Source organism: Methylotuvimicrobium buryatense (genome assembly GCF_005931095.1).
GTDB lineage: Bacteria > Pseudomonadota > Gammaproteobacteria > Methylococcales > Methylomonadaceae > Methylotuvimicrobium > Methylotuvimicrobium buryatense.
This window is the reverse complement of the sequence record NZ_CP035467.1, coordinates 4579805-4605847: the sequence shown is the minus strand read 5'-3', so window position 1 is coordinate 4605847 and position 26043 is coordinate 4579805. Positions and strand designations below refer to the sequence as shown.

The 26043-nt window shown below is 49.1% G+C and carries 28 protein-coding genes; 16 read left to right on the top strand and 12 right to left on the bottom strand.

Annotation, left to right across the window (positions count from 1 at the left end; all coding sequences use genetic code 11):
• Positions 1-2: 2 nt before the first annotated feature.
• The 11 genes from EQU24_RS20430 to EQU24_RS20375 all read right to left on the bottom strand — a co-directional run bounded on the left by EQU24_RS20430 (position 3) and on the right by EQU24_RS20375 (position 10490).
• Positions 3-284, bottom strand: a complete 282-nt coding sequence (locus tag EQU24_RS20430) for a F0F1 ATP synthase subunit C (protein WP_017841783.1) — start codon at positions 282-284, stop codon at positions 3-5.
• Positions 285-562: 278 nt separating this feature from the next.
• The gene (locus EQU24_RS20420; protein WP_017841784.1) at positions 563-1231 is read right to left on the bottom strand and encodes a F0F1 ATP synthase subunit A; all 669 of its coding nucleotides are present in this window, start codon (positions 1229-1231) and stop codon (positions 563-565) included.
• A 4-nt stretch (positions 1232-1235) separates the two neighbouring features.
• On the bottom strand, positions 1236-1538 hold the full coding sequence (locus EQU24_RS20415) for an ATP synthase subunit I (RefSeq protein ID WP_244310893.1): 303 nt from the start codon (positions 1536-1538) through the stop codon (positions 1236-1238).
• On the bottom strand, positions 1528-1866 hold the full coding sequence (locus EQU24_RS20410; protein ID WP_017841785.1) for an AtpZ/AtpI family protein: 339 nt from the start codon (positions 1864-1866) through the stop codon (positions 1528-1530). Before EQU24_RS20410 ends, EQU24_RS20415 begins: the two co-directional genes overlap by 11 nt.
• Positions 1859-2248: a F0F1 ATP synthase subunit epsilon gene (locus EQU24_RS20405; protein WP_201764905.1), complete on the bottom strand. Its 390-nt coding sequence runs from the start codon at positions 2246-2248 to the stop codon at positions 1859-1861. Before EQU24_RS20405 ends, EQU24_RS20410 begins: the two co-directional genes overlap by 8 nt.
• Positions 2249-2270: 22 nt before the next feature.
• Positions 2271-3656, bottom strand: a complete 1386-nt coding sequence (atpD, locus tag EQU24_RS20400; protein WP_017841787.1) for a F0F1 ATP synthase subunit beta — start codon at positions 3654-3656, stop codon at positions 2271-2273.
• A 284-nt stretch (positions 3657-3940) separates the two neighbouring features.
• Positions 3941-5422 carry a methyl-accepting chemotaxis protein gene (locus EQU24_RS20395; RefSeq protein ID WP_017841788.1) on the bottom strand — a complete coding sequence of 494 codons (1482 nt, stop codon included), beginning with the start codon at positions 5420-5422 and terminating at the stop codon, positions 3941-3943.
• Complete coding sequence (locus tag EQU24_RS20390) at positions 5422-5961, bottom strand: PAS domain-containing protein (protein WP_017841789.1); 540 nt, start codon at positions 5959-5961, stop codon at positions 5422-5424. The genes EQU24_RS20395 and EQU24_RS20390 overlap by 1 nt, the downstream gene beginning before the upstream one ends.
• Before the next feature lie 883 nt (positions 5962-6844).
• On the bottom strand, positions 6845-7240 hold the full coding sequence (locus EQU24_RS20385; protein ID WP_017841790.1) for a glycine zipper family protein: 396 nt from the start codon (positions 7238-7240) through the stop codon (positions 6845-6847).
• 77 nt (positions 7241-7317) lie between these two features.
• Entirely contained in the window at positions 7318-9801 is a 2484-nt protein-coding gene (locus tag EQU24_RS20380) for an ABC transporter permease (RefSeq protein ID WP_017841791.1), read from the bottom strand.
• The gene (locus EQU24_RS20375) at positions 9798-10490 is read right to left on the bottom strand and encodes an ABC transporter ATP-binding protein (RefSeq protein ID WP_017841792.1); all 693 of its coding nucleotides are present in this window, start codon (positions 10488-10490) and stop codon (positions 9798-9800) included. Before EQU24_RS20375 ends, EQU24_RS20380 begins: the two co-directional genes overlap by 4 nt.
• On the opposite strand from EQU24_RS20375, the gene EQU24_RS20370 reads away from it, so the two are divergent.
• Both EQU24_RS20370 and EQU24_RS20365 read left to right on the top strand, forming a co-directional pair.
• Positions 10489-11091, top strand: a complete 603-nt coding sequence (locus tag EQU24_RS20370; protein WP_017841793.1) for an arylesterase — start codon at positions 10489-10491, stop codon at positions 11089-11091. The two genes, EQU24_RS20375 and EQU24_RS20370, sit on opposite strands and share 2 nt — an antisense overlap.
• A gap of 64 nt (positions 11092-11155) precedes the next feature.
• A complete protein-coding gene (locus EQU24_RS20365) occupies positions 11156-11578 on the top strand; it encodes a GlcG/HbpS family heme-binding protein (protein WP_014150139.1) in 423 nt (140 codons plus the stop codon).
• 229 nt (positions 11579-11807) lie between these two features.
• Here EQU24_RS20365 and EQU24_RS20360 read toward each other — a convergent pair whose 3' ends face one another.
• Entirely contained in the window at positions 11808-12095 is a 288-nt protein-coding gene (locus EQU24_RS20360; RefSeq protein ID WP_014150138.1) for a hypothetical protein, read from the bottom strand.
• 322 nt (positions 12096-12417) lie between these two features.
• Between EQU24_RS20360 and EQU24_RS20355 the strand changes: the two genes are divergently transcribed.
• The 14 genes from EQU24_RS20355 to cas6e all read left to right on the top strand — a co-directional run bounded on the left by EQU24_RS20355 (position 12418) and on the right by cas6e (position 26022).
• Complete coding sequence (locus tag EQU24_RS20355) at positions 12418-13359, top strand: NADH-quinone oxidoreductase subunit B family protein (protein WP_017841794.1); 942 nt, start codon at positions 12418-12420, stop codon at positions 13357-13359.
• Between the two features lies 1 nt (position 13360).
• A complete protein-coding gene (locus EQU24_RS20350; RefSeq protein WP_017841795.1) occupies positions 13361-14890 on the top strand; it encodes a nickel-dependent hydrogenase large subunit in 1530 nt (509 codons plus the stop codon).
• Complete coding sequence (locus tag EQU24_RS20345; protein WP_017841796.1) at positions 14887-15354, top strand: hydrogenase maturation protease; 468 nt, start codon at positions 14887-14889, stop codon at positions 15352-15354. The genes EQU24_RS20350 and EQU24_RS20345 overlap by 4 nt, the downstream gene beginning before the upstream one ends.
• Positions 15329-17998, top strand: a complete 2670-nt coding sequence (locus EQU24_RS20340) for a sensor domain-containing protein (protein WP_017841797.1) — start codon at positions 15329-15331, stop codon at positions 17996-17998. The genes EQU24_RS20345 and EQU24_RS20340 overlap by 26 nt, the downstream gene beginning before the upstream one ends.
• Positions 17999-18429: 431 nt before the next feature.
• Complete coding sequence (locus EQU24_RS22800) at positions 18430-18621, top strand: hypothetical protein (protein ID WP_017841798.1); 192 nt, start codon at positions 18430-18432, stop codon at positions 18619-18621.
• Positions 18622-18809: 188 nt separating this feature from the next.
• The gene (locus tag EQU24_RS20330) at positions 18810-19790 is read left to right on the top strand and encodes a helix-turn-helix transcriptional regulator (protein WP_017841799.1); all 981 of its coding nucleotides are present in this window, start codon (positions 18810-18812) and stop codon (positions 19788-19790) included.
• A gap of 126 nt (positions 19791-19916) precedes the next feature.
• Positions 19917-20156: a type II toxin-antitoxin system Phd/YefM family antitoxin gene (locus EQU24_RS20325; protein ID WP_175421714.1), complete on the top strand. Its 240-nt coding sequence runs from the start codon at positions 19917-19919 to the stop codon at positions 20154-20156.
• Entirely contained in the window at positions 20156-20293 is a 138-nt protein-coding gene (locus tag EQU24_RS22620) for a hypothetical protein (RefSeq protein ID WP_017841801.1), read from the top strand. Before EQU24_RS20325 ends, EQU24_RS22620 begins: the two co-directional genes overlap by 1 nt.
• A 19-nt stretch (positions 20294-20312) precedes the next feature.
• Positions 20313-20573, top strand: coding sequence for a DUF2442 domain-containing protein (locus EQU24_RS20320; protein WP_017841802.1), 261 nt, complete (start codon positions 20313-20315; stop codon positions 20571-20573).
• Between the two features lie 7 nt (positions 20574-20580).
• Positions 20581-20694: an HD domain-containing protein gene (locus EQU24_RS23360; RefSeq protein WP_175421713.1), complete on the top strand. Its 114-nt coding sequence runs from the start codon at positions 20581-20583 to the stop codon at positions 20692-20694.
• Positions 20691-23270, top strand: coding sequence for a CRISPR-associated helicase/endonuclease Cas3 (locus EQU24_RS20315; protein WP_017841804.1), 2580 nt, complete (start codon positions 20691-20693; stop codon positions 23268-23270). The genes EQU24_RS23360 and EQU24_RS20315 overlap by 4 nt, the downstream gene beginning before the upstream one ends.
• Positions 23254-24816: a type I-E CRISPR-associated protein Cse1/CasA gene (casA, locus tag EQU24_RS20310; RefSeq protein WP_017841805.1), complete on the top strand. Its 1563-nt coding sequence runs from the start codon at positions 23254-23256 to the stop codon at positions 24814-24816. Before EQU24_RS20315 ends, casA begins: the two co-directional genes overlap by 17 nt.
• Positions 24813-25364, top strand: coding sequence for a type I-E CRISPR-associated protein Cse2/CasB (gene casB / locus EQU24_RS20305; protein ID WP_017841806.1), 552 nt, complete (start codon positions 24813-24815; stop codon positions 25362-25364). The genes casA and casB overlap by 4 nt, the downstream gene beginning before the upstream one ends.
• On the top strand, positions 25357-26022 hold the full coding sequence (cas6e, locus tag EQU24_RS20300; protein WP_017841807.1) for a type I-E CRISPR-associated protein Cas6/Cse3/CasE: 666 nt from the start codon (positions 25357-25359) through the stop codon (positions 26020-26022). The genes casB and cas6e overlap by 8 nt, the downstream gene beginning before the upstream one ends.
• Positions 26023-26043: the final 21 nt, after the last annotated feature.

Sequence of the window (26043 nt, the reverse complement as noted above, 5' to 3'; positions counted from 1 at the left end):
CTTTACTGCCCCGCTGTCTGGGCTATCACATAATTCCAAAAAGGATTGGCGAAGACCAGAATCATCGACACGACAAAACAATAAATGGCGGTCGATTCGACCATGGCCAGACCAACAAACAGCGTTCGGGTAATTGTTGCCGCAGCATCAGGTTGTTGCGCCAATGCCGTTAATGCGGCTGCAACCGCTTTTCCTTCACCCAAAGCTGGCCCAATACTCCCAATACAGATGGTAAAGCCAGCGGTCATGATCGATGCGACGGCAATGTAAGCGATAATATCCATAATGACTCCTCTAATTTTTGATGTTAGTTTTGTAAGGTATGCTGCGCAGCCTTTGCAAAGGTATCCCGGCGATACCTTTCGCACTTCAAATTTAGGCAGTGCCTAAGGAGGCACCGGGGTGCCTGACAAAGGCTTTGCCAGCATGGATGCTGGCATAGAGCCTACATGGACGTATTTACGGCGTCCTTTGGCGGGCCCCCGGTGCCGAATTTTGATCTACGATGGGTATAATTTGTCCCGTAATGGGTACGCGATGCATACTTTACCTGCGCATGTCGTCAATCATGACGGCGGGTGGCCGCAGCAATATACACTGTCGCCAGTATCGTAAAGATATAGGCTTGCACGATGCCGGTTAGTAGACCTAATGCATTCATGATAATCGGAAAAAACAAGGGTGTCACAACTAACAATATCGCGACAATCATCGTACCGCTCATCATATTGCCGAACAGACGCACGGCCAATGCCAAGGTGCGGGATAATTCACCGATGATATTGAACGGCAACATAATCAGCGTCGGCTTTAAGTAGGACTTTAAATAACCGCCAAAGCCTTGCTCGGCAATACCGTAAAACGGCACGGCTATGAAAACGGCGATGGCCAATGCTGCCGTGGTCGATAACGAACCGGTCGGCGGTTCATAGCCGGGTAAAATCGCAAACAGATTGGCGGTGACGATAAACAGAAATAAGGTACCCAGAAACCCGAGGTATTTTTCCGGTCGCTTCAGGCCGACCTCCTCGATTTGTTGATTCAGGGTAATGACGATGACTTCCAGAACACTCTGCCAGCGTTTATTTTCTAGGCTTCTGGTTAGGTTTCGAGTGATCAGAATCGCACCGACAACCAACACTAGCATAATAGCCCAAGTCGTCACGATCGTGCCGTTAAGCTTAAGAAAACCGTATTGCCAAAAAATGATTTGATCTGAACTCAAACGCATGTGCTTATTCCTCGACAGTTTCGGGCAATTTTATCGATTCGAAACGGGTCAACCGAACGACGATGAAACGAGCAACGACAAAGCCTAATAGACAAGCCAAAAGCCTTGGCCAATGATCGGCAGCCAACCAATAAAAACCGGCCAGCGTGATGCCGGTTCGAAGCAGCATACTGCTAAAAAACCAGAGTCCGGGACGTTTTGACTGAAGGCCTTTTTGCACGGTCCACCAAAGTCCTCCGAAAAAAAACATCCCCAGCAAGCTGCCGGCCCCGAAAGCCAGTGCCAACATCAGATTTTCAGTCATCATTTTTATCCTGTTTTTTATGGATTCGGGTTTCTTCTTCGGACACCCAACGCCAGGCGTTCCAGCACCCAAGCATCAATCCCCCGATCAATAACATCAAGGTCCAGGAATGGGAGCCGGGATATCGACTGTCTAGCCATAAACCGACGATGGTTCCCAGTAACATTGGAATGGCGACAGACCAGCCGATCAAGCCGAACCAACCCAAGCCGAACCAGATTGTCTTATTCACTTGCCGTTGGGCTTCGAGCTTGCGTTCGGCCTTTGCACCGACTTGACGGCTCAACGGCGAGTCGGTAGACCGCTTTTTTTTATCGTTTGGTTCAGCCACGATGATACTCCATAAAGCGCCGGACAAAACCGCTTTCCAGTTTAGCCATGACCGAGCGAACGTTTTTTTCGTGTTCGTCCAATTCAAGAAATTCGTGCTCCACAGCCTCGCGCAATCGATCCAATTCGATACCGCCGATGGCGTTGCGCACCGATACCAGGACCTCGCTTCCAATCTTGACCAGCACGCCTTGATCAATGGCCAAATAAACCTCGTCAGCCGACGCCGTTTCATAGGTTAGAATGCCCGGAGCCAAAGCCGCAGCACAATCCAGGCGGTTCGGCAATATGCCGAACGAGCCTTGGGAAGTCTCGGCAATGATCCGACTGACGTCCTCGTGCTCGGCGAATACCCGGAAAGGCAACAAGATTTTAAGATGCATCGATGACGGCTTCATAGTGGACTCACTTTTTGGCTTCGTCAATCGAACCTATCATATAAAGTCCGCTTTCGGGATAATCCTTGAACTCATCGTTGAGAATGCGCTCGCAACCGTTCAGCGCATCGTTGCGGCTAACGAGCTTGCCGCTCAGGCCGGTGAATTGCTCGGTTGTGAAAAACGGCTGCGTCAAAAAACGTTCCAAACGGCGGGCGCGATACACGATATTACGATCTTCCCGCGAGAGCTGTTCGAGTCCCAGCATCGCGATGATGTCTTTCAAATCTTCGTATTGAGCCAACGTGCTTCTGACTTCCTGTGCGATTCGATAATGCCGTTCGCCCACGATACGCGGTGTCGCCATCTTGGAGTTGGATTGCAGTGGATCGATCGCAGGAAACAGCCCCTCGCTTGCTCGCTTTCGAGACAACACGATAGAGGCCGACAAATGAGAAAAGGTATGAACCGCGGCAGGGTCGGTAAAGTCGTCGGCCGGCACATAAACGGCTTGTATCGATGTGATCGCGCCGGTATCGGTATTGGCAATGCGTTCCTGCAATTGCGATAGTTCGGTGCTCATCGTCGATTGATAACCCAGGCGCGAAGGCATTTGCCCCATGAGCCCGGAAACTTCGGAGCCGGCCTGAATGAAACGGAAAATATTGTCGATCAGCAGTAGGACATCCCGGCGTTCGTCATCGCGGAAATATTCAGCCATCGTCAACGCGACATGACCGACCCGAAACCGGCTTCCCGGCAATTCGTTCATTTGTCCGAATACCATGACCATGTTCGGCAATACCCCGGCATCTGTCATTTCCCGGTACAACTCTTCACCTTCACGGCAGCGTTCGCCGATACCGCAAAACAGACTCACGCCCTCGTGTTGCCCGACCATATTATGAATCATCTCGGTAAGCAGAACCGTCTTGCCGACTCCGGCGCCGCCGAATAATCCCGCCTTGCCGCCTCGTTCCAAAGGCGCCAATACATCGATGATCTTGATACCGGTTTCGAACAGTTCCGACTTAGTCGAAAGACGCGCCAGCGGCGGAGGCGTTTGATGAACCGAGCGCCATTCGATATCGGACGGCATCGGCAATCGATCGATGGGACGTCCGAATACATTGAACATGCGAGATAGAACGTTCTTGCCTACCGGCGCTTTTAAAGGGCCGCCCGAGTTTTCGACCGACATGCCTCGGGCCAGTCCTTGCGTCGGTGTCATTGCGATGCCGCGAACCCGCGAATCGTCGAGCTGCGTCAATACCTCGATGATGACTCGGCGATCGTCGCCGGCATACAGAATCGTATGAATGGGCGGCAAACAGCAATCGAACCGGATATCGACCACGCTTCCGGTGATCGAAACGACTGATCCGACTTGCTTAAGGCTTGTTTCATCATTCATATTTGCCGCCTGAGTCGAACTATTAAATGCAGTGTTGTCTCTGTCGTGCCTTTGGGACCGATAGTCTTATTTAATAGAGGCTATGTTCGCGTTAATAGTTGAAGTTGTAGCACACCAGTCTCTTCTGCGGGACGGGTTATTTAACCCGTCCCCAACGTTTCGGTTTACCCTAAACATTTCGGCTTACTTCGGGCAAAGTCAAAACGTTTCGGACGGGGTTGCAAACCCCGTCCTGCTTGGGCATTTTCTATATTCCGAGCCGTCAAAATAAAAATGGCGCCTGACTAGGACAAATTTGCATGCTTTTCTTCAACCATCTCGCTGATCAAGGCCATCACTTCGGCGCTGGCATCTTCCGATTGTTGCATGTCGTTTATTATGTTGTCGATGATCGCTTTGTTACTTTGCCAGTTGTTTCGTGAATATTCATAGGCGCGTCGCGTGAATTTATGCACATCTTCGTGAGGTTTATTCAGCCTGGCATAGGCTTGCGTGGATCTAAATTGCTCATGCCCAAGCCCATCGAAATACCATTTGCCAAGCCTGCAATGCTGATGATCGACATCGATCGCATCGGCTTGCGGACAACGCTTTAGGTTTTCGATCGCGATATAGCCGTTCTGTTTATAAACAATATGATCGACTTTGGTTAATAGTGCAAAGGTTTTATCCTTGGCATAACTGATATAGCCGACCGACGCTTTTGCCGAAATTGAAAGATCGGCAAACTGACTCCGAAATTCGTCGACTTTTTCCATGATTTCTTGGGAAAGCTCGGCGGATGCCTCGGCTTCGGAATGCATTTGATTGACGCGCTTATTGAATGAATTGAGTGTTTTAGTAACCTCCAGCGCCGCATTCTTAGTGTGATCGGACAAGTTTTTGACTTCTTCCGCGACGACCGCGAAACCACGTCCGTATTCGCCTGCGCGTGCGGCTTCGATCGAAGCATTGAGCGCCAACAGATTGGTTTGGTCGGCGATACCGGTGATCATCGATAAGGATTCGGTTACTTTTTTACTATCGTCGATCAGTGCGGTAATGACATCGGTAACCGAATGAATATTGTCATTGATATTGGTTAACGAATGGCTAATTGTATTGACCGACGACAAGCTATTTTCGGCGTTATTGCCGGTATTAATCGCGATGCTTTCAACCTTATGCATTTGTTCGGTAATGCTCAGTAGGTCTTCCTGATTGGATTTGAGATTATCGAGTAAATTCGAGGTATTCAGCAGGTGCAGTCCGGCAGAAAGGCGATTTTTCGTGATCATCGTTTCATTATCGCTCATGACTCGCAGTGCTTTATTGACCGATTTCGCTGACGATTTAAGTAAGCCGGGAAAGCCGTCCGCAAGAGCGTAACGGTTATGATTGCCTTTGGCCGCTTGATCGAAACAAGTCGTGATTTCCTTGAAATAAGACTCCATGATGTCGAGCATTTCGTTCAATTCCCAAGCGATTTTGCCGAGCTCGCCCATTCCCTTGGTTCCTGTGATTCGGTGGTAAAGTTCGCCGTCATTGGTTTTAATTAATACATCTTGGATGATGGCAATAATACGCAAATATTTTTTTGTTTCTGTGAGCGCGTAAAATGCAATGACGGTGAGTCCAAGGTTAAAGAGTAGAACTAGCCATGAAAAGCCGCTGGTAAAAGTCGTGTAAATAAAATTGATCGCAGCGAGGAAACTAATACCGGCCACGGCATAATTAACCTTAGCTTTGAGAAAAGGAATGTCGGCACTGGTGTGGCGGCTCATCATTAAACTCCATTCGGTTTATAAAGCCCCAGAACGAGACTGTCATAATTTTTGGCGCCGGTCTGCGCGACGACATCGAATAAATAGGCCAGCGATTTGTCCGGAGCTTCTTTCGCGGAACAGCCTTTTTCTATCGCCAGCATTTCCCGATAAACCGGCACCAAAACATCCAACGCCGACGTCGGCGGTTTGCGCCTAACCGAATAATAACCCTGCAATTTGCCGTCTTTGTCGTAGTCCGGCGTAATATTCGCGAAGACCCAATAAAACCCACCATCTGAACACAGGTTTTTGGCAAAACCGAAAAATTCGTTTCCGGACTTTAAGGTATCCCACATAAACCGAAATACGCCGCGCGGCATTTCGGGATGCCGAATAATATTGTGTTGCACGCCAAGCAATTCGGACTCGGAGTATCCGGCAATTTCCATGAAAATACGGTTAGCGTAAGTGATTTTGCCGCTAATATCGGTTTTCGAAACGATAAAGTCGTTATCGCCCAGTTTCTTTTCGTCATTATTCGGGATAATATTTTTTTTCATCGTTGTGATGCGCCTTATAAGGTTCGATACATTTTTAGCAGAGTCGATTCCATAAAGTCTAGCTGTTGTAAAAAATATCGCCACCAGCTAAATAATTTTCCTCATTCGCACTGCTCCAGCGTGGGAGTGCGTACCTATCTTGCCTGGCAGCGAAGTTATGAGGTCCCACAGAGGGCGCTCATCGTTATACATAAATTGTAGGGTACCTCCAGGCTGTTAAGCTCCGAATCCCTGCCCAGATCAAACCATAAGGGCTTGTGGTAGCATTGGTGGGGTTGCCATGGTACGCACAGCGTACCCTACACCTCACTGCCATTAAGGTAAGCCGTCACAGAATAAGTAATTCTGGCATTCAGGATCGAATGTACTTCAAAAGCCTGCCATCTATGGCACTGGATTCCGTCAGTCCCTCACCTAGCGTTCACTGCCATTAAGTTAAGGATTTTTCCGTTCGCCCTGAGCCTGTCGAAGGGTGAATGGAAAAATCCTGGGTCGATAAGTTAAGCCGTCCATGGTTCGACAGGCTCACCACGAACGGCTTAACTTAATGGCAGTGTCACCTAGCGTTAGGTGAGGGATCGACATCCCGGCGCCTACTCGGGCACTGCCGAAATTTGAAGTGCGAAAGGTATAAAAAGCAGGAACACAGCAATTAGCAAAAAATGGCTTTTATCGACAGCCTACCTTAGATACCCTTGCTATTGTCCGGTTTTGTAGGAAAGTATGATGGAAAAACGGAAATCGTTCGAGTTTTTTCGACGATAGATAAACGGGAGTTGAAGAGAGGATGAGGCGAGTTGTTTCATCAAATGACCTTAGAGGCGATAAATATATCGCCTCTAAGGATTTAGGTAGCAATAAGCCGATTAATTAACGACTTTATTTAATTGACGACTCTATGTCCGCGGTTACGTAAACAAGTGCGGTAAGATCGTTTGAAGGCTTCCTCGGCCTCGAAGCCTTGTTTAGCGCCGCCGCCGAAACCGCCCGCTGCCGCGCCGATCGCAGCCCCTTTGCCGGGATTGCCGGTAAAGGCACCGACAGCTGCACCGCCGGCCGCGCCAATCAAGCCGCCGACACCCGCGCCGATAGCGGTTTCCTTAGCGGTACCGCCTGCTGCCTCACGAGCCAATTGTTCGCATTCGTAAAGGTCTTGATTCAAGCGATAAGCATTGGGGCTATCGTAGGTATCGACCGTGGGTGTCCAACCGGTTTGAGATGCACAAGCCGAAAGTAACAGTCCGCCGATCATGGTGATTCCAAGTGTCGATTTTTTCATAAAGATACCTCTTTGTTGAGTTTATAGTGGGTGCAAAAATATAACGTTGTATATGAATAAAGAATGAATTTTAACTATTAAAGTTCCCTTAAAACGGATACCGGCGGTTTGTCGACTACTTGCCTAACGCCCCAGAAACCTGCGAGACCGATAAAAAAGCCGCTAAGCGTAGGCATGACCAACCATAGCAGAAAATTGGGCCGGTAATTCAAGTGCAGCACTTCGGTATATAACGCGAAAAGCACGATTTCGGACAGGCCGATCGCCAAAATTCCCGCACTAAAACCCAATAGCGCAAATTCGATTATATGCGTCTTCCGTAAAAATTGCCGATGCGCTCCTAGCGTTCGCATCAGCGCACCTTCATGAATGCGTTGGTCCAACCCGGCTTGAACCGCCGCGAACAGCACGGTAAATCCGGCTAGTAGTGCGAAATATAACAAATAGTTGATCGCTTGGGTTAGTTGCGCCAAGATCGTTTGGAATTGTTTGAGAATCAAATCCACTTCCAGAACGGTTACACTCGAGTAGCGTTTGACCAGTTCATTCAAGAAATGTTTTTGATTTTCCGGCAAATAAAAACTGGTCATCGAGGTGCTGGCAAATCCGTCCAAGGTTCCCGGCGAAAAAATCATATAAAAATTAGGCTTCATCGTATCCCACTTAACGCTGCGAATACTGACGACTTCCGCTTGCAATTGTTCGCTGCCGATAGTAAAAGTCAGCTTGTCGCCCAGCTCCACGCCAAGACTCGAAGCCAATTTTTGCTCGATCGACACCAAACCCGGGCTATCATTCGTCCACCACTTGCCGGATAGAATCTTGTTTTCATCGGGCACCTGCTCCGACCAGGTTAGGCTCAAGTCGCGATGCGTGGCTTGTTCGCCTTGGGAATCCTTACTGACGATTTTTTGCACCGGAATGCCGTTGATTCGGACGAGTCGTCCGCGAACGATCGGATAAAAGCGGCTGCCGGTCAGGCCTTGGTCATCCAAATCCTGCTGGAAACCGGCTTGTTGTTCGGGAAAAATATTCAACACGAAATGGTTCGGCGCCTGTTCCGGTAACTGACGTTGCCAATCGGTCAATAAATCGTTTCTGACCGTGAAGCTCAAGGTCATCGCCACCAGCGTGATGCTAAATGCCAAAATCTGACTCACCGATGCCTGCCGGTTACGAATCAAACCTTGCACACCGAAACGCCAAGTTAGAGGCAAACTGGGTAACAATTTTTGACAGGCCCAAAGGATTCCGTAAACCGCGCTGCCCAATACGAGTAACGCGATCAGGCCGACGCCGATGATGATGCCGGTCATTTTAAAATCTTCGGTATAACGCCATATCAAAACCGCGATAATAGCGATCGCCAAACCGTAAATCAGCCAAGCCGCGGACGGTAACGGCTCCAGGTCGCGGCGCAACACGCGTAGCGGCGACACCCGTTTGAGACGAAGCAGCGGCGGCAGAGCAAAACCCAGCAATACCGCCATGCCCGTCGCGAAACCGAAAAATACCGCAAACCAGCTCGGCGAGGCGATGGCATCCGGTAACAAATCATGCAAAAGATGAAACAGCCCGGCCTGCGCAAACCAGCCTAGAAGACAACCGATGGCGCTGGCCAACATTCCGAGAATAAAAAACTGACTACCGTAAAGCCATAAAATTTCTTTTTGCTTCAAGCCTAAGCATCTCAATACCGCCGTGGCATCGAAATGACGTTCGCTATACCGGCGCGTTGCAGCGGCAATCGCAACGCCGGCGATCAAAATCACGACAATGCTGGACAAGCCCAAGTAGCGCTCGGCCCGATTTAGCGCATTGCCGACTTCAGGGCGGTCCTGATGAATATCCATGATGCGCTGGGACGGATTCAGCTGCGGCTTGATCCAACGATTGAATGCCATGATGCTCTGCGCCTCGCCGGCAAACTGAAAGAAATAATGCACATGACTGCCCGGTTGTATCACTCCCGTAGCGGGTAAGTCGTCGGCATGCATCATGACCCGCGGCGATAGGCTGTAAAAATCGCCCCGCTTGTCCGGCTCGTAAGTCAAGACACGGCTGATCGTCAACGCTTTTTCGCCGACCGTCAAGGCATCGCCGATTTGCAAATGCAGTGCCGACAGCACGCGTTTTTCAACCCATACCGACCCCGGCTCAGGTCCGGACGCCACTATTTGCTCGTCGCTGAAATCGGCGCCGGTGACCTTTAAAAAACCGCGTAACGGATAACGGGGACTGACCGCCTTCACGCCGGCCAGCAACAGTTCGTCGTTTTCCATCAAGACGCTTGAAAACTCGGCGGTTTCCGAACGGGTCAAGGCCAATTCGCCGGCCTTTTCCAGCCATGTGCCGGAAATGCGTTCGGGACTCGTTATTACCAAATCGGCCGCGAGAAAATCGGCGGCTTGTAAGGTCATCGTACGATGCAGGCGATCGGCGAATAGCGTAATTGCAGTCGAACTGGTCACGGCGATGATCAACGCGGCAATCAGAATCGTGAGTTCGCCGGAACGGCTATCGCGAAACAACAAGCGTAGCGCCAGATTAAAACGCGTCATACCAGTCTCCCGGCATCGAGTTTAATGCTGCGCCGGCAGCGTTCGGCCAAATGGCTGTCATGCGTGACCAATATCAGCGTGGTGCTGTTTTCGCGGTTCAATTCGAACAATAAATCGATGATTTGTTCGCCGGTTTTACTGTCCAGATTGCCGGTCGGTTCGTCGGCGAATAAAATAGCCGGCCGCGTCACGAAAGCGCGGGCCAACGCGACGCGCTGTTGTTCGCCGCCGGAAAGCTGCCTTGACGTATGATTGAGCCGGTGGCTTAATCCCACCCTGCCGAGCAAATCGGCGGCCAAAACACGCGCATTTTTGTTGCCGCCCAACTCCAACGGCAACATCACATTTTCGACAGCGGTCAAACCCGGCAACAATTGAAACGACTGAAACACAAAGCCGATCAACTCGTTACGTACCGCCGCCCGCCCGTCTTCATCCATCGCCGTCAAATCGCGACCGTCAATCGTCACGGAACCGCTTGTCGGCGTATCGAGCCCGGCCAACAAACTCAATAAAGTCGATTTGCCGGAACCGGACTCGCCGACCACCGCGAGACTCTCTCCCGGTTTGATTTGTAAATCGACCGATGCCAAGATATGTAAGGTGCCATCCGAAGTTTGCACGGTTTTACCGAGATTTTCGGTGACGATAATATCTTTTAACGTTCTTTCAGGTTGAGTCTGTGTCATGTTTAAATTTTTGCTTGCAGTAATAATAGCGTTAAGTTCAGCGGTCGTGTCGGCTGAAACGATTGTCGTATTAGGCGATAGTATCAGCGCCGGATACGGAATAGAAGCGGGGAAAGGCTGGGTCGATTTACTTCAGAAAAAGCTGGAGGCCGAAAAGTTCCCGCATCAGGTGGTTAACGAAAGCATCAGCGGCGATACCAGCGCCGGCGGATTGGCTCGCATCGACAGCGCGTTGGCGCGGCATAGCCCGGAATGGGTGCTGCTGGAGCTTGGCGGCAACGACGGTTTAAGAGGATTGACCCCCAAGCAAATGCACGACAACTTGAACGAAATCGTCAAGCGTTCGAAACAAGCCGGCGCGCAAGTTTTGCTACTAGGCATGCGCATGCCGCCGAATCTCGGTAAACGCTATATTGAAATTTTTTACCAGGTTTATCCGGAACTGGCCAAAGAACACGACCTGCCTTTCGTGCCTTTTATACTCGAAGACGTGGCCCTGAAAGCGGAACTGATGCAGCGCGACCGAATTCATCCGAATGCCGACGCACAACCGATTATCGCCGAAAAAGTATGGGAATATTTAGGTCCGCTGTTAAAATGACAAGCCTTATTTCGGGTTTCCACCCGGCCGATTCACTCCAATAAATATAATAACGAGATCATTGATGAATGCCTTAACTCTGGAAAAAGCCAATCAAATCATTCATGTCGCATTAACCAATGCCCGCCAACTCAACCTAGAACCGCTGACCGTGGTCGTATTGGACGAAGCCGGCCATCTCAAAGCGATGCAACGCGAAGACGGCGCCACGATGATTCGAGAGCAAGTCGCGATCGCCAAAGCGTGGGGCGCGGTCAACATGGGCATGTCGTCGCGAAATCTTGCTGCCGTCGCCGAGCAACGCCCCGACTTCATGAACGCGCTGATCGGCTTGGCCGACGGAAAAGTCATGCCCGTTCCGGGCGGCGTATTGATTCGTAATGCCGACCACAAAATTCTCGGTGCGGTCGGAATCTCCGGCGACGTCTCCGACCAAGACGAGCGCTGCGCGATCGCCGGAATCCACGCGGCCGGTTTATTTTGCTAAGGAACGAGCATGAAATAACTTCATTCTAATATCGCAAGGAAGGAGGATTCGATTGACAGATGTCGGCCGCACGCCCCGAAGCCACCTTAGATAATACTGAAACAAAAACAAACCTCATCGTCATTCTTGTCGCATTGGTCGCCATGCCAATCGACTTATCTTCCCCACGCTAGTGCGCACTGCCATTAAGTTAAGCCGTTCGTGGTGAGCCTGTCGAACCATGGACGGCTTAACTTATCGACCCAGGATTTTTCCATTCACCCTTCGACAGGCTCAGGGCGAACGGAAAAATCCTTAACTTAATGGCAGTGCACGCTAGTGCGTGAATGTAGGCGAGTTTGCCCTGAATTGCGGGTGTGATGAGCTCGTGCGTCAAGTCGAGCAACCCCATGTCCCTATTGATCTCATTCACCACCAAACCGATCGCGCCGAATGAGCAAAGTATCGCATCCAGGTCATCGGCGTAACCGCCACCGCCGAGCCCAAAATTCTGTGCGGTATCTTGCACGCTCGCCACGTCGAGGTATTCCCTTTCTATTGAAAAAACGTCTAAAAATGAAAAGATATGGGGATATCTAGCAGGGTAAACGCATTAAAACTACATATAAAATCAAATGGTTATAATGCGTAGTATTTTCAGTAATTTCATAGCGGCAGCCTTTATTGCCACAAAATAAAAAACTAACAAATAAAATATTCTGCAAGCTTAGGTTGAATAGTCATAACATATTGATATGGCATTTATTTTAATGCGTTTGCCCTGGGATATCTAGCGATGTGTTGTGAAGTTAAGCAATTTCCCTATAATGCAATGATTTACTTCAAATGAGACGAAAACGATGGCTACCTTATTCTGGCTACAGACAGGCGCCTGTGGCGGCGATTCGCTGGCGCTATTGAGTGCTGAATCACCGAGCCTCGAACAAATTTTTTCGGCTCACGGCGTTGAATTGCTATGGCACCCCTCGTTGTCCAACGCGTCGATGCGCGAGCACGACGCGCTGCTCGAACGCATCGTCAACGGCGAACAAGCGTTGGACATACTTTGCGTCGAAGGCAGCATCGTCACGGCCCCGCGCGGTACCGGTCTGTACGACAGCTACCGCGGCCGGGCGCGCATGGACATCGCGCGTGAATTGGCAGAGCGGGCCGGTACGGTCGTCGCGATGGGCACCTGTGCTGCCTACGGTGGCGTTCATGCCGCGGCGCCGAATCCGGGCGATTGTATCGGCCTGCAATACAACCGTTCGACTCCGGGCGGTCTGTTGCCGCCGGAGTGGCGTTCGCGCGAGGGCCTTCCTGTCGTCAACGTCTCCGGTTGCCCGGCACATCCCCACGCCATGACCCAGACGCTGGCCTGGCTCGCCGCCGGACTGCCGTTGCCGCTGGACGAACTGAATCGTCCTAAGGCGTTCTTCAATACCGTCGTTCATCAGGGGTGTACGCGTAACGAGTATCACGAATACGACATCGAAGAAAACGAACCGGGCGGGCGCGCCTGTCTGTTTTTCAATCTCGGCTGCCAAGGGCCGATGACGCAGGCGGTATGCAACAGCGATCTGTGGAACGGCACCAGCAGCAAGACTCGCGCCGGTGTGCCTTGTTTCGGTTGCACGTCGCCGAGCTTCCCTCGCGACACCGATTTGTTCCTGACTGAGAAAATCGGCGACATTCCGTTGCGCTTGCCGCTGGGCGTCGAACGTCCCCGGTACATGGCATACAAGAATCTTGCCCGCGCCGCTGCGCCGGAACGCGTCAAAGACAAGAAAATGGACGTTTGAGATGGCTACGATTGAAGTCAACATCAATTTGAACCGCGTCGAGGGAGACCTCGAAATCGCTTTGGTGCTCGACGACGGCGTCGTCACGGAAGCTCGGACCATCGGCACACTGTATCGCGGTTTCGAGCAGATCATGATGGGCAGGGCGCCCCGCGATGCGTTGGTGATCACGCCGCGGGTCTGCGGCATTTGCGGTACGGCTCATCTTTACTCGGCAGTGCTCGCGCTCGAACATGCCTGGCGGACGCCGGTGCCGCCGAATGCGACGCGCATCCGCAATCTTTGCCTGATTGCCGAAGGTATACAGAACGATTTACGTCAAACCTTTCTGTTTTTCGCGCCCGATTTTTGCCATCGGCGTTATAGTCAGCACAGCTGGTTCGACGATGCGGTCGACGCTTTCGAACCGTTTCGCGGTTCGATTTATCTCGAAACGTTGGCTCAAACGCGGAAAGCGGTCGAAATCGTCGCGCATTTCGGCGGGCAATGGCCGCATTCATCCTATATGATACCCGGCGGCGTGACGACGCCGGCCGATCTGCGCCGGCTGTTGGCCTGCCGCTCGGTATTGGATGAGATTCAGCGCTGGTACGAACGGCGCGTCATCGGCGCTTCGCTCGACGATTGGCTGGCCTTGGAAGATGCCGAGCGCTATTTCGCTTGGCTCGATACGCCGGCGCATGCCGGCAGCGCGCTGGGTTTGATGAGCCGCGCGGCCCGCTCGCTCGGCCTACACCTGTGCGCCTCGGGTACGCCGCACATGCTCAGCTATGGCGCCTGGTGCGATCCCGACCGTTGGTCCGCGCCGCACGACGCGCGTGTGCTGCCGGGCGGTTTCTACGACGGCGGAAGCGGCACGGTCGGGCCATACGATCAACAACTGATCAATGAGCACGTTCGTCATTCCTGGTTCCGGCCTTATGACGGCGGGCGGCATCCGTGGAACGGCGAAACCGTCCCCGATTTTCAGCCGAACAGCGACCGCTACACTTGGGCGAAGGCGCCGCGCTACGGCGATAAGGTGGTGCAGACCGGACCGTTGGCCGAGCTGCTAATCGGCGGCGATGCACTGATTGCGTCGCTGCACCAAGCCGAAGGCGGCAGCGCTTGGCTTCGGCAATTCGCGCGGGTCAGGCGAATCGCCGTCGAATTGAAGCAAGCGCGACTGATACTCGACGAGTTAACAGCGAATCTACACGAGCCGCATATTTTGAATCCGGCCAAAACACAGGAAACCGACGGAGAAGGATACGGTCTGATCATGGCCGCGCGCGGGGCGCTCGGGCACTGGCTCAAAATCAAAGACGGTGTCATCGAAAAATATCAAATCATCACGCCAACCGCGTGGAACGCCTCTCCTAGAGACAGCGGAGGATTGCCGGGGCATTGGGAGCAAAGCCTAGTCGGACTGAGCGTTCAGGATCCGGACGATCCCGTAGAAATCGGGCATGTCATTCGCTCCCACGATCCGTGCCTAGTGTGCACGGTACATGTGCTGAACACCGGCACGAGGCTACGTTTCGGGCCATGAGTAATCGGCAATTATGTCATATCGTTTGCTTCGGTAATCCGCTCCACGGTGATGACGGTTTCGGTCCGGCGGTTTACCAACGGCTAGCGGCGCTGCCGCTGCCGGATAACGTGCGCGTGTTCGACGCCGGAACGCCCGGTCTGGCGGCATTAGCGCTATTTCAAGGATGCCATGAGGTGATGATCGTCGACGCCGTCGCATCGGGCGGCATACCAGGGAAATTAAGCCGATTATCGCCGAATGTTGTTACGGCCGAAATCACGTTACCGGGCCACGGCATCGGCGTAGGCTATTTGTTAAAGGCCGTTGCCGCGTTGCCGGACTGCCCACGCATCGAGATCATCGCAGCGGAAATCCTTGGAGCGGCACCGTTCCGTCCGGGCTTGTCAAAACCGGTGCGCCAAGCTGTCGACGATGCCTTCGTTCTACTGGAAAAATATGCCGAGCAAGTTTCCCGTCAATGAATCGCACCTAAATGAGGAACTGACGCGTTTGCGGGTCGAAGTCGAAGCGCTTCGAATCGCCAACGCGGCGCTCGAGCAACAATTGTCGATCGACGCCAAGCAGGCCGATTCGATGCTGCGGGTGCTCGAAATACGTAGTAACGAGCTAAAGGAAGCCAACCTACATCAGCTGAATCAAAGTAATTTCATCCGTCGCGTCATGGATTCGACCGGCGCGATGATGATCGTGCTGGGACCTGATGGGCATATACGCCAAGTCAATCGGCGTTGCGCGCAGGAGTTGTCCGGAACCGATTCGATTCCGGACAATCGCGTGCTGGACGACTGGTTGCATCCCGACGAACGACAAGCGCTTGTCGCACAAGCGATCGGTTTGCCGTGGCCCGTTTTTTCTCCGCTGTTCGAAGTCGTGCGGCGTTCGGGTTCCTATGCCGCTGAGCACCGTCTGGGAAGCCGCGACGGAAGCTATCGCCATTATTGGTTTGAGGCGAGTCTGCAACACAACCCTCAAGGCAAAGAAGAAGGCGCCGTCATTTGCGCGAGCGATATCACGCGGCTCAAACAACAACAAGAGCGATTGAGCCGAAGCGAAAAACGCCTGAAAGAGGCGCAAAAAATCGCCCGCCTGGGGCATTGGGAAATGGATTTGACGTGCGACAAACTCACTTGGTCGGAGGAAGTGTGTATTATTTTCGAGCTCGATTCGGCTTCGATACCCCGTAACTATGCGGACTTTCTCGAACTCGTCTATCCAGCCGACCGGGCCGCAGTCGACCGGGCTTTCACATCCGCCCTAAGCACGCATGGTTCTTACGACATCGAACATCGTCTGTTAGCGGCCGGCGGACAAATTAAGTGGATACACGAACGGTGCGTCATCTACTATGACGATGCCGGGCGGGCTTTACGGTTGGTCGGAACGATTCAGGATATCACCGAGCAACGCTTGGCCGAAGAGCAGTTGCGTCTTGCGGCGAGCGTCTTCGACAATAGCCTGAATGGCATTCTAATCACCGATGCGAATACGCGCATCGTCAAGGTCAACCGCATGTTCAGCGAAGTCATGGGCTATTCGTCCGACGAGGTGTTGGGACAAAAACCGAGCTTGCTGAAATCCGAGCACCACGATAAGCAATTTTATCGCAGTCTGTGGGCCGCACTCGAACGGGACGGCAAATGGCAGGGTGAGATTTGGGACCGGCGTAAGAACGGCGAACTGATACCACTGTGGCAAAATATATCGTCGGTGCGCGACGCCATCGGACGCGTGACGCACTATATCAGCGTCTTTTACGATTTAACCCAACAAAAGCAAAGCGCGAAACATATCTACCATCTGGCCTATTACGATGCCTTGACCGAACTACCGAACCGGCAGTTATTCAACGAGCGCTGCGAGCATGCACTGGAGAGGGCGAATCGCGACTACCATCCGCTGGCAGTTTTGTTTCTTGATCTGGACCGGTTCAAGCACGTCAACGACAGTCTCGGGCATCCGGCCGGAGACGAGCTTTTGCGCATGGTCGCACACGCAATCAAGAGTTCTTTGCGCCAAGACGATACGGTCGCGCGCTTGGGTGGCGACGAATTCATCATTTTGCTCGAAAATACCGGGAGCCGCTCCGATGTCGAACAGGTCGCCCTCAAAATCATTGCGCACCTCTCTAGACCTTTCATCGTTCAAGGCCATAAGCTGGAGATCGGCACGTCGATAGGCATCAGTTGTTATCCTGAGGATGGCAAAGACACCATGTCCTTAATCAAACACGCCGATCTTGCGATGTATCGAGCCAAGGAAAAAGGACGCGGTAATTTTCAGTTTTACGAAACGTATCTAACTACGCGCGCGAAAGAACGTCTTTTTCTCGAAAGTGAGCTGCGCGACGCACTGGAACGCCAGGAATTCCATCTTCATTACCAACCGCAATTCGCCTTATCCGGCGGCGAATTGATCGGAGCCGAGGCTTTATTGCGCTGGAATCATCACGAGCACGGCCTGATCGCGCCCGACAAGTTCATTCCGATCGCCGAGGAATCGGGGCTGATCGTCGCGATCGGCGAATGGGTGCTATCGGCCGCATGCAGTCAGGCCAAGGCATGGCTCGACGCCGGTTACGCATTCAAACAGGTCGCGGTCAATCTGTCCGGCGCGCAGATCGAACGCAGCGATATTTTGGCAACGGTCGGCAACGTCCTTGCAACAACGGGACTGCCTCCCCGGCACCTAGAGCTCGAAATCACCGAAACCTATATCATGCGTCAAGCGAAACAGAACGTTCGTATCATGGAAGAGCTTCGCGCATTGGGCGTGAGCCTGGCGATCGATGATTTCGGAACCGGGCAGTCGTCGCTCAGTTATTTGAAACGCCTGCCGGTCGACAAGTTGAAAATCGACCGTTCATTCGTGATGGATATTCCGCAAGATAGCAATGATATGGCCATTACCCGAGCGATTCTCGCACTCGGACACAGTTTGAAACTAACCGTTTTGGCCGAGGGTGTCGAAACCGCAGAACAAGCGGCTTTTCTTAACGAATTAAAATGCGACGAAGTGCAGGGCTATTATTACAGCCGCCCGCTGGACGCCGAAAGCTTCCGGAAGCTATTGGCCAAGCAAAAGTTCGATGCAGATCTTTTTGATTGAAGCCGGGTACGCTAGGTGAGGGGCCAGCATGGAGCTGGCATAGAGCCTACATGGACGTATTCACGGCGTCCTTTGACGGGGACCCCGGTGCCGAATTTTGAACTCCGATGGGTATAGTCATCGCGATATGGATACATACTTTGGGAGATAGGTGTCTATTTGCTTCTAGATGAAAGAAAAATGAAAGGAAAAATGGATAAATTTATATTCGAAGACGCCAATTAATGAAGTCTTTGGAAAATCATGCAGGGTATTTTTATGGAGTAATTTTTCGTAAATCAAGATTAGGCGGGCTGAAATAAGTAGCGGAATGCCGAAATATGAAATGCGGAAATTATGTCCGGATTAACCCGAATGGCAATGAAAAATATGGAAGTTTAGCCTTGCCATTTTTTGCAAAATAATGTTCTTTCATCCTCTAGGAGGTCATTATGATTCATGCGAACAAGTTGCATAAAATATTTCATCAACGTGCAGTTTTGAAAGCCGGATCTGAAGATCAGTCGCACTTGAAACAATCAACAGAACCGAAAGCCGATACAATGTCGATTTTCGAAAAGATTGTCAGAAAAGAGTGCAGAACCTTGATTCGATATATTTTCCATAACGCTGGTGGCCGATAACGGTCCCAAAGGGAGCAGGTTAAATTATTAATTAAACCTGCTCCCTTCATGTGTAAATGCTTGACTGCAAGCCCCGCTTTGTTGATATCAAATGTAAATCCTGACCTTTAGCTCAATGGAAGTGAGCATGAGTTTTCCGAAAATACGCTATCCTTAAAAAACCTGACACTAAACCAGGAGATGCGGCGATGGACCGCTTTGAACGAATCTACCAATTACACACCATCCTATCCGGTCGCCGAACGCCGGTTTCCAATGCCCAATTACAGGAAAAACTCGAATGCAGCGAAGCGACCGTAAAGCGGTTGCTAACACTCATGCGCGACCACTTCGACGCGCCGATCGCCTACGACCGTAAACGCAACGGTTATTATTACGACACCGAAGCCGGCGAACACCCTTACGAACTGCCCGGCTTATGGTTCAATGCCGAGGAATTATGGGGCTTGCTGACCTGCCATACCATGCTGCGCAAAATATCGCCGGGCCTGTTCGGCGAGCAAATCGCCCAACTGCAAAACCGGATCGAAAAACTTCTCGCGTTAGATCGAAGCAGCGCCGAACGCAAACTGGAATGCATTAAAATCGTCCCGATCGCCTCGCGACAAAAAGTTCGAAATCCATGGTTCGCCAAAATCGCCGGCTCGCTATTCGATAATAAACGCCTCGATTTGGTCTACGACGCGCGTAGCGACGGACAAATAACCACACGCAGCGTATCCCCGCAAAATCTAGTTTACTACCGGGACAACTGGTACCTTGACGCGTGGTGTCACTTTAGAAGAGAACTGCGCACCTTCGCACTGGAACGCATTAAAACCGCCGCCCGCCAAGAAATACCCTCCCAAAACGTCGATCGACAGCAACTCGAAGATTATTTCAGTTCCTCCTACGGCATCTTCTCCGGCAAAGCCGAACACACCGCAAAACTGAAATTCACGCCCGAACGCGCCCGCTGGGTCGCCGACGAACAATGGCATCCGAAACAAACCGGCCGCTGGCACGAAGACGGCAGTTACGAATTGAGCATACCCTTCGGCGATCACCGCGAGCTGTTGATGGACATCCTCCGCAATGGCGCCGAAGTCGAAATTTTGGAACCTGCCTTTTTACGCGAAGCCGTGATCGAGCAAATTCAAAAAATGGCGAAAATTTATCAAAAAGAATAAGTACCGTATCACGCTTTGATACGGTGGCTATGCATAATGACCAACTAGATCGGTAGACGAGGACGAAATGAACCATAAATTCGATGCTGGATTAAAACCAAAATGTTCATTCCAAATGAAAGTGCTATGAAATTTTTCAATACAACTCAAGCCAAACATCTATTGAAGCAGACTCTCGATATTGCCCAGCAAGAGCCGGTTATTATCCAAAAGCACCGAAAATATTTTGCGGTTTTATTGTCGTCTGCCCGTTACTCGGAATTGCTTGCATACGAAGACAAGTACCTGCACAACTTGGCTGTTTTGGTCGAGAAAGAAGGCTTCATCGGTACCGAGGCCAGCCGAAATCTGTTGGATAGTATTTGATGCGTCGAATCGATTTCATCCGGCCGGCAGGAGAAATTTTGCGACAATTGGCTAAGTCGGAGCAGCGTATTGCCAAGCAGTTCGAAAACGAATTGCCGCCTTTTTCGAATGGCTTGATGCAGGCCGAATATATATGAAAACAATCGGAATCCAATCATGATTTTACATATAACCGACGTCGTGTATCTCGATGATTATCGTATAAAACTGGTATTTAACGACGGATTGTCCGGTGTTGCCGATTTACGCAATGCGCTTTGGGGAGAAATGTTTGAACCATTATTGGACCCGAATAATTTCAGCCAAATCAGATTAAATCCGGAATTAGGTACCGTTAGCTGGCCCAATGGCGCCGACCTGGCTCCGGAGTTTTTATACACATTGATACAACCGAAAAACGAACCCAATGAAAACTGAGGTAGCCATGACCGAAACAGCCGGATATTACAGATACTGGGGCAAAGCCAAACCCGAAGGCGAGTCGGGCCCTGCCTATCATTTGCTGCCTTATCATTGTTTGGATGTGGCTTACTTATGATTCAATTCAATCCAAAGGAAAGCGGTTGGGCCAAAACTAACCAAGACGGCTCGCCTGGCTTGCCGATTTTTGAGCATTGTTGCCATGTAGGCTGGGTTGCGTTGGAGTTGGTAAAGCAAAGCCGAAAAATTCCCGATGCCGACTTAACACCAATTGCGATAGCGATCATTGCCGCCATTCATGATATTGGAAAATGGTCGCCAGGGTTTCTCGTTAAATGTCCTCTGTGGTTAATTCGAGAAAATTTAGTTTTATTTGCTGCTGACCATGCTTGGGAAGCGCAACAAGAGAAGCGGCATGAGGCACACAGTCAGGATTCAATTCAGCTGTTGCTTCAAAAGCGTGGAGTGAAGCAATCGGTAGCACAAGCGTGGGCAATGATTGCTGGCGCGCATCACGGAAAAATGCATGTTCCTGAAAAATACGGCAATTGTGATGTTACTCCTTTCATAGATGAGTGGCATTTCCAACGACAACAAATTATTTTCGAATTAGAAGCTGAGCTTGGTAGCGAGATACCCACTTATGAAGTAAATAAGCGTGATGCGATTGTTCCGTGGTTAATGGGATTAACCACTATTGCCGATTGGATTGGATCAGATGAAACATATTTTCCGGTAAATAAAGGCCTGGATACTGGCAACGGCAAAATAGCGGCAAAGCTTGCTGTCGAAAGTATAGGTTTAGCCAATCCACGCATACGAAAGGGGCTGAAGTTTAAAGATATTTTTGGCTTCATTCCAAACGAATTACAAGAAAAAGCGTTACTTGCCATTAAGGAACCCGGTATTTACGTCATAGAAGCGCCGATGGGTTTGGGGAAAACTGAAGCGGCATTGGCTTGCACTTACGAGCTTTTAAAAACCGGAAAAGCGTCGGGATTGTATTTTGCATTGCCTACGCAATTAACATCCAACCGGATTCATTTGCGGGTAAATGATTTCATTAACGCAATTTCTGAAACACCCGAAAATGCAAGACTGGCTCATGCTAATGCTTGGCTGGAGACGGATTATTACCAGCCAAGGGCAGTACAAACCATATTTAAAAAATTCGATGGTGATGCAACTGTCAGCCGTGACTGGTTTGCCTCCGCTAAAAGGGCATTATTGGCTAATTTTGGCGTGGGTACAATCGATCAGGCGTTAATGTCAATTGTTGCAGTGAAACATTTTTTCGTCAGGCGTTTTGCATTGTCCGGCAAAGTCATCATCATTGACGAAGTCCACAGTTACGATTATTTCACAGGAACTTTGGTTAAGTGCTTATGCGATGAGTTATTAAAACTCGGCTGTACGATCATAATTTTGTCCGCAACGTTACTGCCAAAAGTTAGAAATAAATTAATCGGTATTGACGGTAATTTAGTAAATGTAGATACCTATCCTTTAATTACCGGAAAAACGATAAATGGCGACGTTATAAAGCCGCAGTTTGCAGTAGCACCCGAAAGGCCAGCGGTTCGTAAAATCTTTAAAAACTCGAATCACTTAATCGAAGATGCCGTCAAGGCGGCTCAAATGGGGGCCAGAGTCTTGTGGGTTTGTAATACGGTTAATCTCGCACAGCAAATTTTTGGGCAATTACCAAGCGATAGTGGTTTTGAATCCGGGCTATTGCATTCGCGCTACCCGCATTTTATCCGGCAAGAGAGGGAAGCGTATTGGATGAAAAGGTTGGGTAAGACTGGTGCGCAACAAGGCGGTTGTATTTTGGTTTCTACACAAATTGTCGAACAAAGCGTCGATATTGACGCCGATATTCTTATCTCGGAATTGGCGCCAATGGATATGCTGTTGCAAAGGATTGGACGCTTATGGAGGCATATGGATGTTAGATCTGCACGAATTAGGCCTGTTTCTGAGCCACAAGTATGGATTGTCGAGGAAGAAAAAACACTCGCTGAATTGGAACGAGAAGGTAGCGAACGCATTAAGAAAGCTTTCGGTATTAAAGCAAAAGTCTATCAGGTATATCCGTTACTCAAGACCTATCAGACATTACATGATTATGAATTTATAGAATTATCGAATAAAACCGGGAATTCACAGATAAGACAATTACTGGAAAATACCTACGAAAACACAGATCAAGACCCTGATTCGTGGCAAGCCTTGTACTCGGAAGTCAAAGGTACAGAGTTTGCTGAAACAAGATTGGCCGAAGGAAATACACGGTTATTTTCCAAAATGGCTTTAGCTGATGAAGAAGGTAAACAAACACGGTTAATTGATATTGAAACAATTCCGCTTTTGATTGTTTTAGAAAGTAGTGTAAATCAAATAACTTTGTTGGATGACTATAAGATTTCCTTGCCTATTACTGAATTCAAAATACAGGATGCAAGGGCAATTCATCAAAACATTGTCAGAGTTCATGCTTGGCCATTCGAGCAAATTAAAAAAGAGTCGGAACTGTCTTTTTATCTGAAGGGTAAACATTGTTTGGCGCACCTGGATAACGACGGTCGGCTTAATATGGATGGATTGAAGCCTGAAATAAAACTTTCATGGTGCGAAATAAAAGGTGTTATACAAATTTACAACAAAGGAGGGCTTGATGAATCTTGTGACTGATCCCTGGTTGCCGGTGACTAATAGCAAAAATCAATTGTGCTATATCAGCTTGAATCAATTATTCGAACAATCGGATGAATGGCTTGACTTAGCATTAAGGCCGCATGAACGGATAAGTGTTATGCGATTTTTGATCTGTTTAGCTCAAGCTGGATTAGGCTTGCTTGAAGAAGATGAGTGGGACGATGCGTTAGATATAATTCCTGGTAAGTGTTTATATTACTTACAAAATTGGCAGGGTAGCTTTAATTTATTTGATTCCAAAAAACCTTTTTTACAAATTGCTGAGTTAGAACCATTCAATAAAGAACCAACGTACACAACAAAACTTAATTTTTCATTGGCAACGGGTAGTAATTCAACATTATTCGATCATGGGTGTATTAATCCTTTTAAAGAAACATCTCCTAGACAGATGGAAGCTTCCGCATTAGTCGTATCCCTTATAACGTTTAACAATTTTTCTTTAGGGGGGTTATATCCTCAAGCAAAATGGAAAAATAAAGTAACATCGAAATCAGGTGTCAAAGATGCGCCGTGTGCCTCACAGTCAATGCTTCATTGTTTTGTTAGAAAGCATACGATAGTTAAAACGTTACATGCCAATACGTTGACAATTCAACAGATTAAGGACCGATATGGCGACGATATTGGTGTTCCGGTATGGGAGTTTTTTCCTGTTTCCCCTGATGATAAAGATGCTGTTTTAAATGCGACACATACCTATTTGGGAAGACTAGTTCCCATTAGCAGATGGTTGAAATTACTTCCGGATAAAAAAACAATGCTAATGGGAGAAGGTTTTATTTATCCGGTGCATCCTGAATTTGTTGAAACTACTGCAGTATTAGTCGTCAATAAGCAGAAAGATGCGAATGACATATTGGGTTGTAAAACTGCTACGCCTTGGCGAGAACTTTGTGCATTAACCGCGAAACGTAAAGGAAAAACATTTGGAGGGCCCGCAGCTATAGAAAACCAGTCGAAATCCGAAGGTTATGATTTACAAATTCTAGCTTTAAAAAGAGAGCAAGCTTCGGTTCTTGATGGATTCGAATCCGTCCTTCATGTACCGAGTTACTTTACTAATTCGGATGAAAACAGAGCAGCATACAATGATGGTGTCAAGAAAGCGGAAATTATGGCATTTAGATTAGATGAAGCGATCCAGATATATCTTTCGATGTTAATGCCTCAAATGATTGAAATTGTCTCTAAAAAAATTAATAAACAACCCCTTTCTAAACATGAAAGTGAAAAATATCGTGCCATAAAAAGCCGTGTCAAAGAAAAATACCTTGCACATTATTGGACGCTGATTGAAAAACAGCGTCATCTACTAATGCAATACATTTCCCTATTAGGGATGGGTACGGATCAGGCGCGTGAAGATTCTAAGAAAGCTTGGTTGAAAGCTATTAACCAAGCTGCTACAGAAACATACGAAACCTTATGTAATCACGATAGCCCTCGCCAACTACGTGCTTATGTGGCGGGTTGGCATTTATTGCACCCGATTAAATCAGAAAGTCAGGAGGCGGCATGAGTCAAATATTTGAGGAACGTTTTATTCAGTATTTGCAAAATTTACAAACTGATCGAGGGAAAATGGCAACGCTGCGTAAAGGATTAATAGATAGTCAGGCGCAGGCGACATGGCCATTACTCAGTCGGTTTGTTGATTTTGATAAACCATATCAAATAAAGACTATTCAAACCGTTGCAGGGTTATTTGCTCATCATCCGAAAGCAGTAGATTACGGGAACATTGGCAGTTTATGTTTTCAATTATTGGATAGTGACGAAAAGCAAAAACTAGCATCTGGGGAATCCGGCACGATTTCTAGAAATTTCCAATACGCGTTAGCGGCAAATAACGATGAGATTTTACCCAGAGTAAGAAGGCTAATTTTTCGAGCAAAAGCAAATGAGAAAGTAATTTGTGTCAACTACGTTCAACTGACAACAGACTTGTTAGCGTGGAACAACAGCTTCAAAAAAGAAAAAATAAAGTTAGCTTGGGGAAAAGAATTCTGGAAGGTTCACGCCGATAAAGATTCGGATGAGGCTGAGGAGGTTGTCAGTAATGACTAATTTGATCAAGTTGTCTTTGACATACGAACAAATAGCGAAAGAAAAAATTACCGATAACTACGCGTGGCATAAAAAGGCATGGGAGCTATTTCAACATCATCCTGAGTTAAAACTACGTAGGAACAGGCCGGAAAGCGAAAAAGGCCCCACACCATTTCTAAGCCGATACACGGCCAAGAGTCAGCATGTCGAATTATTGGTGGTCTCCGATTTTGAGCCACAAATGCCAAATTGGTGTACGGAACAAACTTGGCGAGTTGTAACTATCAGTAACGAGTTTTTATCACAGCCAACTTATCAATTTGATTTATATGCGAATCCGACAAAAGCCATCAAAAAACCGAATGGTCAAGGAGGATTTACCAAAAACCGGCAGAGATTAACTTGGCTGGATGAGTTTTCTCAAACTAAGTGGTTAATACGCAAATCGGCTAGTCATGGCTTTATTGTGAGAGACGATTTTCCATTAAAGCTTGATAAACCGGTTGATCACCGATTTAACAAAAACGGCGAAAAGGGTTTGCATATCGGTGTGCGTTTCCAAGGAATATTGGAAGTTACCGATCATGAAAAATTTAAGCGAGCTTTTCGCGAAGGCATAGGTTCGGCTAAAGGATTCGGTTTTGGCTTACTGTTGATTAAACCGTTGCGAATTTAAAATTTAAAAATACAAGGAAAT